The organism is Elusimicrobiota bacterium, assembly GCA_041658405.1.
In the GTDB taxonomy this organism is placed as follows: Bacteria; Elusimicrobiota; UBA5214; order JBBAAG01; family JBBAAG01; genus JBBAAG01.
This window is the reverse complement of sequence record JBBAAG010000030.1, coordinates 22,465-33,407: the sequence shown is the minus strand read 5'-3', so window position 1 is coordinate 33,407 and position 10,943 is coordinate 22,465. Positions and strand designations below refer to the sequence as shown.

Annotated in this window: 13 protein-coding genes; 12 read left to right on the top strand and 1 reads right to left on the bottom strand. The window is 43.3% G+C overall.

From position 1 onward, the window contains the following. The 12 genes from WC955_06780 to hycI form a co-directional block, all read left to right on the top strand. A partial coding sequence (locus tag WC955_06780) for a proton-conducting transporter membrane subunit (GenBank protein MFA5858753.1) occupies positions 1-658 on the top strand: 658 nt, incomplete at its 5' end. 9 nt (positions 659-667) lie between these two features. Continuing rightward, complete coding sequence (locus WC955_06775) at positions 668-2,560, top strand: proton-conducting transporter membrane subunit (GenBank protein ID MFA5858752.1); 1,893 nt, start codon at positions 668-670, stop codon at positions 2,558-2,560. 16 nt (positions 2,561-2,576) lie between these two features. Then, positions 2,577-4,019 (top strand): proton-conducting transporter membrane subunit, encoded by a 1,443-nt coding sequence (locus WC955_06770; GenBank protein ID MFA5858751.1) that lies wholly within the window; start codon positions 2,577-2,579, stop codon positions 4,017-4,019. Between the two features lie 10 nt (positions 4,020-4,029). Then, positions 4,030-4,524: a hypothetical protein gene (locus tag WC955_06765; protein MFA5858750.1), complete on the top strand. Its 495-nt coding sequence runs from the start codon at positions 4,030-4,032 to the stop codon at positions 4,522-4,524. After that, positions 4,521-4,835 carry an NADH-quinone oxidoreductase subunit K gene (locus WC955_06760; GenBank protein MFA5858749.1) on the top strand — a complete coding sequence of 105 codons (315 nt, stop codon included), beginning with the start codon at positions 4,521-4,523 and terminating at the stop codon, positions 4,833-4,835. The genes WC955_06765 and WC955_06760 overlap by 4 nt, the downstream gene beginning before the upstream one ends. 7 nt (positions 4,836-4,842) lie before the next feature. Then, positions 4,843-5,175: a hypothetical protein gene (locus tag WC955_06755; GenBank protein ID MFA5858748.1), complete on the top strand. Its 333-nt coding sequence runs from the start codon at positions 4,843-4,845 to the stop codon at positions 5,173-5,175. A gap of 10 nt (positions 5,176-5,185) precedes the next feature. Continuing rightward, positions 5,186-5,680 (top strand): NADH-quinone oxidoreductase subunit NuoB, encoded by a 495-nt coding sequence (gene nuoB, locus WC955_06750; GenBank protein ID MFA5858747.1) that lies wholly within the window; start codon positions 5,186-5,188, stop codon positions 5,678-5,680. Positions 5,681-5,687: 7 nt separating this feature from the next. After that, positions 5,688-6,197 carry an NADH-quinone oxidoreductase subunit C gene (locus WC955_06745; protein ID MFA5858746.1) on the top strand — a complete coding sequence of 170 codons (510 nt, stop codon included), beginning with the start codon at positions 5,688-5,690 and terminating at the stop codon, positions 6,195-6,197. A 6-nt stretch (positions 6,198-6,203) separates the two neighbouring features. Next, positions 6,204-7,460 carry a nickel-dependent hydrogenase large subunit gene (locus WC955_06740; protein ID MFA5858745.1) on the top strand — a complete coding sequence of 419 codons (1,257 nt, stop codon included), beginning with the start codon at positions 6,204-6,206 and terminating at the stop codon, positions 7,458-7,460. After that, positions 7,448-8,407, top strand: coding sequence for a complex I subunit 1 family protein (locus WC955_06735; protein MFA5858744.1), 960 nt, complete (start codon positions 7,448-7,450; stop codon positions 8,405-8,407). The genes WC955_06740 and WC955_06735 overlap by 13 nt, the downstream gene beginning before the upstream one ends. Beyond that, on the top strand, positions 8,404-8,883 hold the full coding sequence (locus WC955_06730; GenBank protein MFA5858743.1) for a 4Fe-4S dicluster domain-containing protein: 480 nt from the start codon (positions 8,404-8,406) through the stop codon (positions 8,881-8,883). Before WC955_06735 ends, WC955_06730 begins: the two co-directional genes overlap by 4 nt. Then, complete coding sequence (gene hycI / locus WC955_06725) at positions 8,840-9,367, top strand: hydrogenase maturation peptidase HycI (GenBank protein ID MFA5858742.1); 528 nt, start codon at positions 8,840-8,842, stop codon at positions 9,365-9,367. Before WC955_06730 ends, hycI begins: the two co-directional genes overlap by 44 nt. A gap of 24 nt (positions 9,368-9,391) precedes the next feature. Here the strand turns inward: hycI and WC955_06720 are convergent, their stop codons facing one another. After that, positions 9,392-10,894 carry a sodium/solute symporter gene (locus WC955_06720; GenBank protein ID MFA5858741.1) on the bottom strand — a complete coding sequence of 501 codons (1,503 nt, stop codon included), beginning with the start codon at positions 10,892-10,894 and terminating at the stop codon, positions 9,392-9,394. Between the last annotated feature and the right edge of the window lie 49 nt (positions 10,895-10,943).

Sequence of the window (10,943 nt, the reverse complement as noted above, 5' to 3'; positions counted from 1 at the left end):
CGACGAAATATGGACTACTGCTGTGCCGTTAATCGCGGGGTTCAGCGCGTTAGTCGCTGCAGGTGCGGCTTTTGTTGAGACTGACCTCAAACGTATAATCGCGTATTCAACTATCAGCCAGATAGGATTTATTTTCTTAGGTTTATCGGTTAATAGTTATATAGGATTAGCCGGTGGGTTGCTATACATTCTGATGCACGGGTTAGCGAAGGCTGGCTTATTTTTGAGTGCCGGGATTATTGAACAAAATATGAAGACAAAAAATGTTACGCAATTAGGCGGGTTAATTACCACAATGCCGGTAACCGCGGTATCGTTCCTTTTTTGTTCATTCTCAGTTATGGGTATCCCGCCGTTCGGCGGGTTCTTCAGTAAGTTTATGGTTATCCGTGGCGCAATTGAAACTAAGGATATGTTGATTGTAACAATCTTTGTTATTGGCGCGGTGATGACAATTCTTTATCTTTTCAGGACATTTAATTTAATATTTTTGGGTGAACCCAAGACCGTACCGGTAAAAGAACAGTCGTTTACTATGGTGGCGGTAGTTGCACTGCTGGCAGTGTTATCCCTCGCGGCAGGTGTGTTTATTAATTATCCTAGTGAAATGGCATGCACAATTGTGGATACGCTGCAATCGTGTTGCTATATGGAATAAATGGTATATATGGAAAACTCAATATTATTATTACCTATATTAATACCGCTGGTAGTAGCCGGGATGGTGTTGGTATTCTTGAATGATAAGTTTAAGTTACTAAACGTGATTATGTTCTTAACAGCTATTGCTGCGAATACCGCGGTGGCGGTACTGCTGTTCAGCGCAGAAATGGATTACACGCTTCCCTGGGCTGGATTTGGTATGGATTTTGCGTTGAAGGTGTTTAAGTTTAATAGTTTTATTTTGCTGGCAATAACCTTTTTCGCTGTGGCAGTTGGGTTGTATTCCATATCGTTTATGTGGAAAAAAACAGGGATCAGCCAGTACCTTATGTATTTCTTGGTTACATTAGGGTTTGTCAACGGTGCGGTGTTAGCGGATAATCTCATACTCCTGCTATTTTTCTGGGAAGGATTATTATTGCCGTTATTCGGGTTTATTGTAGTGGGGAATAAAGCTGCGTTTAAAACCGCAATAAAAGCGTTCATCATTGTTGGGATCTCGGATCTTTGTATGATGGTGGGGATCGGGATGACAGGTTTTCTGGCGGATACATTAACATTATCTGAGATACATTTACCGTTGTCCACAATGGGTAGTATAGCGTTTGTGTTATTGATCATCGGTGCAACCGCTAAGGCCGGATCAATGCCGTTCCACAGCTGGATCCCTGATGCTGCGGTTGATGCGCCGTTACCGTTTATGGCATTACTTCCTGCATCTATGGAAAAGTTGTTGGGCATATATTTCCTTGCGAGAATAGCGTTGGATTTGTATCAGTTAACCCCGGATTCGTGGTTGAGTACGTTATTGATGATACTTGGCGGGGTAACAATTTTGTTGGCGGTAATGATGGCGTTAGTACAAAAGGATTATAAAAAGTTGTTGTCATACCATGCTATCAGCCAGGTGGGGTATATGGTCCTGGGGATAGGTACGTGTGTTCCTGCGGGTATTATCGGCGGGGTGTTTCATATGCTAAACCATGCAATGTATAAATGCGCGTTATTCTTTACTGCTGGTGCTGTGGAAAAACAAGCCGGGACGACTGATCTCCAGAAACTCGGCGGCCTTCTCCGGAGTATGCCCATAACATTTGGCGTGTTTGTAATTGCAGCAGCGTCAATCTCGGGTGTACCGCCGTTTAACGGTTTCTTCTCCAAAGAACTTGTGTATGACGGAACGTTTATCCGCGGGCAGTCGAACCCCGTATTTTTTGTGTTCTACGCTATGGCGTTACTGGGATCATTTTTTACCGCAGCGTCATTCTTAAAACTTGGCCATGCGGTGTACATAGATTCCGCACGGGTGGAACGTAAGGACATCAAGGATCCTGACTGGTGGATGCTGACACCTATGGTAGCAATTGCGTGTATCTGTATCCTTTTCGGTGTGTATAACGAGTTACCGATAAAGAATTTTATTGAACCTGTATTGATGAACGTTTCCGGCGGGGGTGCAGGCGCAAGTGCTGAAGTTACGGAAGATACGGTACATCACGGGTTCTCAGGTTGGCCGTCAAACTGGTTCTTGGTACTAATGACCGGTATTGTTATCTTCGGAGCTATAATCAACCACGTATTTGGCGTAAAGAAAGGCGGTGGGTCGGGTTTAAATGCTGCTGAACATATTCATTACGCACCGGGGTTAGTACAGGCTTATAACGCTGCGGAGAAACGGTTATTTGATCCTTATGATATAGGGTTGTCGTTAACCAACGTTTTTGCGAGGATACTATACTGGTTTGACCGTTTTATTGATTGGATATACGACAAACTGGCTGGTGAAATCGCGGATGCTGTGTCTCTGCGGTTAAGGTTAGCGCATAACGGCGATTATTCTTTATACATAATATGGGCAATAGTGGGAACAGTGATTGTTGTTTTGATGATAATGTAAAAAAAAGGGATATTGAATGTTGTCATTACTGGTATTAATACCTTTTGTGTGGTTAATATTATTAGTCTTACCCGCGGGTAACGGTGTAGCGTTTGTACGGAGGGTTGGGTTCGTTGGTACCGTTATACTTTCAATAATACAGATGGCACTGGTTTTGATTGATCCATTTACCAGATGGAGCCTGGCACCGGATTTTGTTACTGGAATGTTTAAGTTTGCATTACATGCGGATAGTTTGAGTACTGTGGTGTTGTTGTCAATAGGGCTGGTGGTGTTCACCGCATTGTTTGTGGGAAGGTATACTCTCAAGAACGCGGTACGGTTTGACCAGTTTGTATTGTTGACAGTGGTAGTGTTGATGGGGATGAACGCTACGGTATTGGTAACCGACATGTTTTCGTTGTACGTGTTCATTGAACTAACAGCAGTTGCATCGTTTATGCTTATAGCTTTGAATACCGACGATAAGTTTGGGATTGAAGGTTCGTTTAAGTATCTCATACTTTCAACTGTTGCAACTGTATTGATGCTGTCCTCCATAGCGTTGATGTTCTTAACTACCGGTGATGTAAAATTTGATGTGGTTTCTGTGATTGCAAAGCATAACGACACAGCGTTTTATATTAAACTCGCTACTGCGTTATTCCTCTGCGGAACATTTATTAAAGCAGGTGTTGTACCGTTCCACGGATGGGTACCTGACGCGTATTCCGCAGCGCCTTCGGCAGTGTCTGTTTTATTAGGCGGGATAGTAACAAAAGTTGCCGGGGTGTATGTTATGATAAGATTGATGACAACGGTGTTTGGGCTAACTATATTCACTCATAATGTTATTATGCTGTTCGGGACGGTATCAATTTTAGTTGGCGCATTTGCTGCGTTAGGACAAAATGATATGAAACGCATGCTCGCGTATTCAAGTATAAGCCAGATAGGGTATATTATCCTCGGACTTGGGTGCGGGACACCCTTGGCGGTTGCCGGTGCGGTGTTTCACTTCTTTAACCACGCGGTGTTTAAGTCGTTACTGTTTGTTAACTCCGCGGCGGTTGAACACGAACTCGGGAATTTTGATATGTCAAAAATGGGTGGGTTATCCCAAAAAATGCCGGTGACGTCGTTCACAAATATTGTGGCGTTACTTTCCACCGCAGGTGTACCGCCGTTATCCGGGTTTTGGAGTAAGGTTATTATTATCATAGCGTTATGGCTTTCCGGGCAGAAAGTGTATGCCGGGATTGCGGTTATTGCCAGTGTGGTGACACTTGCGTACTTTTTGTTGATGCAACGCAAAACGTTTTATGGCCAATTAGTACCCGGGATGGAAAATGTTAAAGAAGCAGGGATGGATATTTTGATCCCGGAAGTTGTGCTTACAGTGATTATAATAGTAACCGGTATTTTGTTACCGTTTGTATTAAACAATTTTGTGTTACTGACCGCGAATTTGGTGAGGTAGGTGTAGTATTGTGGATATTGTAAATATATTTTTATTGGCATTGCTATTAATCGCAGCGGTATGGACCGTTATGCGGACACGGTTAATCCGTGCGGTAATCGGCCTAGCGGTGGTTAGCGTACTGGTAGCTGTACTGGTGTTTCAGATGGGTTCGCCCATAGCAGCGGTATTTGAATTATCAGTATGTGCAGGGTTGATTTCAGTAATATTTTTTACAACAATCAGTTTTACCCGTAGGTTATCGTACGAACAGGCAGTTGAACGCAGGAAAGAACGGTTAGGCCGGTTCGGGTATTTACCGTTTGTACTATTAATTCTGGGATTACTGATGCTGAAGTATCCGTTACCGCAGCCTATGATAATGCTGCATGACACACCGGTTATCGGTGAGAGTTTACGGGTAGTGTTCTGGGATATCCGACAGATAGACCTTCTTGGGCAGGTAGCTATTTTATTGGCAGGCGCGATTGGCGTGATTGTGTTGTTTAAGGAGATACGTAAATGATGGTGGCTGGTATGCTGCAGTGGTACGGAATATTTATTGTATTACTTTTTGTTGTGGGATTGTATTGTATTATTACCACAACAAATCTTATACGCCTGCTGATTGGCATTGAAATTCTTATTAAAGCAGTGACGTTATTGTTTGCATTAGCCGGGTGGTTGACCGGGAACACTGCGTTATCGCAGGTGTTGATCATTACGTTGATTGTTGTAGAAGTTGTGATAATGGTTGTTGCAGGAGGATTGATAGTCAATGTGTACAGGCATACCAAAAGTATTGAATCACGCGGGATTAAGAATCTTAAAGGATAGATAAAGTATGGATATTTTGAATTTACTTATTTCCTCACCGCCGGTAGTGTTTATTGTTTTACTTGCGGTGATTGTTGCGGTATCGTTCTTGCTTAACGGCATGGCGTTTAAGAAAGGCGAGAATGAAACTACGTCGTATTCGTGTGGGGAAGATTTTGACGGGCATATGCCGCAACCGGACTACCGCCAGTTTTTCCCGTTTGCGTTTTTCTTTACAATCCTGCATGTAGTTGTTTTGGTGATAGCGACAGTCCCGGCGGTTAATGTTTCAAACCTTGCAATGGCTGTGGTGTATATCATAGGTGCAGGAGCGGGTTTATTAGTATTGTTAAGAGGGTGATTTATTTATCATGAGCAGTATTAAACAAAAAATACTTACTTGGGCGAGGATAAAGTCGCCATGGGTGATACATTTTAATACCGGTGCGTGTAACGCATGCGATATAGAAATCATCGCGGCATTAACACCGCGGTATGATCTTGAACGGTTCGGTGTGGTGCTTAAAGGCACGCCAAAACATGCGGATATAATACTCTGTTCCGGGCCGATCACCAGGCAGATTGAGGATAGGTTAAAAAATATTTATGAACAGATGCCCGCGCCAAAATTTGTGGTAGCCGTGGGTACCTGCGCATGCAGCGGGGGTGTGTTCCAGGGATGTTACAGCGTAAAATCTGGGATTGACAAAGCAATCCCGGTAGCTGCTTATATCCCGGGATGCCCGGCAAGCCCAAAGGCGTTGATTGACGGTGTGGTTAAACTGTTGTCAAGTTTGGATGATAGCGGCGATAATAAGGCTCAGAAGGAACTTAATCCTGTCATACTCGGGGAACATAGGGAGTAAACATAATATGAATTCTCAAGATATTAAAAGTAAGTTGGAAGCTAAGTTCGGGGTTTTTAAGGATAAGATAACCACCCCGCGGGCTAACCGTGTATTCGCTGATTTAGCATTAGGTGAAGATTTTGAACCTATCCTGAAATATATTGTCACTGACCTGGGATTTGATAACTTGTTATTGATTACAGGGTTGGATGAACGCGAAACGTTTGGTGTGATATATCATATAGTAAATAAAGACAATATTGTTTTGAATTTAAAGACTCATGTTACCCGCGAAAATCCTGTTGTTAAAAGTATTATTGATACATTCAGGAATTCTGAATTATACGAACGTGAACTCATTGACCTTTTTGGTATGAAAGTTGATGGCTTACCGGAAGGACGGCGGTATCCGTTACCGGATGACTGGCCGGCGGGTCAGTATCCGTTACGTAAGGATTGGTCGCACTTGCCGGGTGAAGAGCCGGAACAGAGTAATAATGAAGTACCCGTGAAAAAAGATGAGGAAGGGAAGTAATATTATATGCCTCAAAATGGTCCGGAAGAAGTTCAAGTTCCTGTAGGGCCGCAGCATCCGGCTTTAAAAGAACCCGAAAGTTTTTTGTTGTCCTTACGCGGTGAAAAAATTACTGCCGTAAATATTAAACTCGGGTATAACCATCGCGGGATTGAGAAAGCTGCGGAAAACCGTACCTATGTCCAGGACCAGTACTTAATTGAACGCATATGCGGAATATGTTCTCATTCGCATTCCATGTGTTTTGTTCAGGCGGTAGAAGAAATCGCGGGGATTGAAATCCCGGCACGTGCGAAGTACATCCGTACATTGATCGCTGAACTTGAACGCGTACACAGCCATCTCCTGTGGCTTGGCGTTGCGGGTCATGAAGTAGGGTTTGATACATTGCTGATGTATACCTGGCGTGACCGCGAAGCTGTGATGGACCTTTTTGCTAAACTTACAGGTAACCGTGTTAATTACGGGATGAACACCATGGGCGGTGTCCGCCGGGATGTAACACCTGAAGATTTAGCAGAGATAAAAAAAGTGGTTGATGTTCTTGAAGAACGGACAAAGTATTATATTGAAGTAGCTACGGAAGAGTCGACACTTATCAACCGGTTATCAAATGTTGGTAAGTTGTCATATGAAGATTGTATAAACTTAGGTGCGGTTGGGCCGACTGCACGGGCGTCTGGTGTAGACCGTGATACCCGCCGTGATGATCCGTATGCCGCGTACGGTGAACTTGAGTTCAATGTTATTACTGATAAACACGCAGATGTTTACGGCCGTACACTAGTGCGTGTACAGGAACTTATGGAATCGTATAAAATGTTAAGACAGATCGTTGATAAAATGCCGGATGGGCCGGTAGTTGTTAAAGTACCGAAAAAAGTGCCCGCAGGTGAAGCACTTAGCCGGTATGAAGCGCCTCGTGGTGAGGACGTGCATTTTGTTAAGGGTAATGGAACTGATAAACCTGAACGCGTACGCGTACGCGCTCCAACCCTGGCTAATCTCCAGGCAGTATCTAAGATGCTGGAAGATAATTATCTTGCTGATATGCCGATCGTCATCGCGGCAATTGATCCGTGTTTCTCGTGTACTGACCGTATGATAAAGTTGTGTGATACGGTTAAACTTGAAGACAGGGTGTTGACTTGGGATGAGGTGAGGGTTAACGGTATTGAGTGGTACAGAAAAAATAAAGGATTAAACTTAGCGGAATTAAACGCGTCACTCGCTGGGAAGATGGGGAAAGCGTGGAAGCAATAGCGGCGTTACTAACATTGTTTTTTCATATCCTGATATTTCCAGGGTTACTATTCCTTTTTGTATTCGGGCTGGCGGCAGAGTTTTTTGACCGTAAATTTTATGCACGGATGCAGAACCGTATAGGCCCGCCGTGGTATCAGACCTTAGCGGATTTTATTAAACTTATAGGAAAAGAAGATATGATCCCCGCAGCAGCGGATAAAGTTATTTTTCATTTAATGCCGATATTCGCAGTAACTGCTGCGGTAACGGCTTTTATGTATGTACCGTTATGGTCAGAGACAGGAATATACGCGTTTAATGGCGATGTAGTGGTGGTGTTATATTTACTGACAATTCCTACACTAACCTTTTTCCTGGGCGGGTGGTATTCACGGTCAGTATACTCAATGCTTGGCGCGGCAAGGTCGTTGATCCAGCTTTTTGCGTATGAAGTACCGCTGTTTATGTGTATCCTCGCAGCGGCGATGCTTGCAGATTCATGGTCGTTCAAAGGGATTGTTGAGTTTTATAGTTCACATCCGGGGTATTGGATGTTTAATATACTGGGGTTATGTATTGCGTTGATATCGTTACTTGGTAAACTTGAGAAAACACCGTTTGATATACCCGAAGCTGAGACCGAAATTGTTGCAGGGACGTTTACGGAGTATAGCGGTAAACTCCTCGCTTTTTTTAAGGTTGCGTTAAACATTGAACTAGTGGTTGGTGCATCAGTCCTTGCAGCTGTATTCTTACCGTTTGGGTACGGATTGCCCTTATTCGGCGGGATAGTGATGTATTTTATTAAAGTATTATTCATAATATTCCTGGTCTCGCTCGCGCATTCGGTACTTGCAAGGCTGAGGATTGACCAGATGATAAACCTTTGCTGGAAAGTATTTGCGCCACTGGCGTTTCTCCAGGTATTTATTAATTTGTTGGTAAAAGGATTATTGTTGAAATGAGTAAACAAAATAAGGCGCATGGTTCCGGGAAAATGGTTAGGGAAGTATTGGAGAACGCAGTTAGTAAAGTTGCGACTGAACTTTACCCGTTTGTCAAAATTCCGATGCCGAAGAATTTCAGGGGTAAGATAAAGTTTGAGTCCTCTAAATGTATCGGCTGTAAACTATGTATGCGTGACTGTCCCTCTGATGCTATCAAAATCGTTAAGGTCGGGGATAAACGGTTCCAGGCAGAGTTTGACCTCGCTAAATGTATATACTGCGCGCAATGCGTGGATTCGTGTATGAAGGACGCGTTGGTTAACTCTGCTGAATTTGAACTTGCATCACTTACGCGTGATGCGTTAAAGATTGTATACCCGGCAAAACCTGTGTCTGCTGTCCCAGTGGTTAACGCGGCAGTAGCGGATACCGCAGTAAAACAACAGGTGGTTGAACAACAAAAGAATGACAAGCCTTCAGCCGAACAAAAGTAAGCCGTTAATAAATAAATTCCTTAATCACGCTACACGTATTGCATTTTTGGGGATTGGTTCAGACCTGCGTGGTGATGATGTTGCGGGGATGGTTTTCACTGCAAAACTTGAAGAAATAATTAAAAAGTTACCCAAGACAAATATGGAGCTCGCATTTTTTTTTGGCGGTACTGCACCTGAGAATGTAACCGGTGAGATAAAAAGGTTTAACCCTACCCACTTAATTATTATAGACGCTGCGGAACTTGGGAAACCAGCGGGGACTATCGAAATCGTTGATATAAACAACATCACCGGTGTGTCGTTCAGCACACATATGATGCCGCCAAGCGTGCTTGTGCAGTACCTGTTACAATACATCACTTGTGACGTGCTGATCGTGGGGATTCAACCTAAAACCCTGGAATTTGGTGCAGGAATTTCAATAGAAGTACAGAATTCAATTGATCTGTTGTTAAAACAGATAACAGATATATTTATCTAAAAATACTCAGAAATGCTCTTACCGTTACTTCTCATCCCGTGGCGCCGGTGCATCAGCTGCTACTACCCAAGTTCCTTTACCCAGTAAGTATGCAAGGCCGAATGTAACGAATGTACCGATAACGATTAACCAGCTCCATCCGATAGAAATAAGTTTTGCGCGGGAAAGAAGCATGAGTACTATGATTAATGCAGAGTTTATTACCATCGCGTATACATTCCCGATATTCGCTTTACGTTTGGTGAGGAATCCGAATAAGAATATGCCAAGTAAACTGCTGCCGGTAATCGAGATAATCTGGAACGCTACCCACAGTATACCTTCAAGCGAGCGGCACATATAAGCCATTACGCCGAGGATTAATCCGAATGTTATGATCCCGATTCTTGAAACCCAGAGGTAATGGTGTTCACTTGCGTTTTTCACGATTAACGGGCGGTAAATATCAGTTACAAACGATGTGGATAACGAACTTAACGGCGAGTCAATCGATGCTAAAAAGATAGTTGTTAATAACAACCCCTTTAACCCGTTTGGCATTGAGTTAACCACGAAGTGTGACAATATCTTGTCTGTATTATCAGGTAACGGTAGGCCGGAGTTTTGTTTATAGAACACAAAAAGTAATGTCCCTATCCCGAGATACATAACGGTTACCGGTAATGCTGCTATTACAGTGAACATAATAGCCTTCTGGCTTTGCCACCGGGTTTTCACTGTGAGTAACCTCTGCATAAGTTCCTGGTCAGTCCCAAACGCTGCAAGGCCGATAAATAAACCGTTTAACGTAGCTGCCCATAACGTGTTAGGGTCCGAAAGTGAAAGTTTGAAATTAAACAAACTAAGTTTACCGGCATCACCCGCTACTTTAAAAATTTCCGGCCATCCTCCGGAGATTACGCTGACGATATAAGTCGCAACCGCTGCGCCGGTGATATAAAACATAGTTGCCTGGAACGCGCCGTTCCATACAACAGCTTTAATTCCGCCGAATGCTATAAATATTATGCTTACAATCGTGAATAACAATAGTGTCTGGGGTAAGTTCCATCCCATAATAATCGAAATCCCGAGGCATGCGGCGTATAATCTTACCGATGAAGCGAGTAACCGCATGACAAAGAAAAATATTGTGCCGGTTACCTGTGTCTCCTGCCCGAACCTGTGTTTTAGAAACTCGTAAATTGTTGTGCAGTTAAAACGGTAAAACGCCGGGATGAACAAAAAAGCAATTACTACTTTAGAAGTAGCCGAGCCAATGAAGTACTGGAGATACTGCAAATTTTCACGGAAGCCTGTAGCGGGAACGCCAATGATAGTCATTGCGCTGACTTCAGTTGCCACAAATGACAATATTGCGATAAAAGTCGGGATCTGCCTGCCGCCAAGGAAGAAGTCTTTAGTATCCTTCTCTTCTTTCCCTGAAAAAAAGGCGATAACAAACAGCATCGCGACGCCTGTAAATAAAATCGTTAAATCCAGCCAGTTCAACCCGGTAATTTTTTGCATTACATCTACTTCGTTCATTACAACAACTCCTTACTACAAAATTAAAAAAAGCGTTAATCGCCTTTTT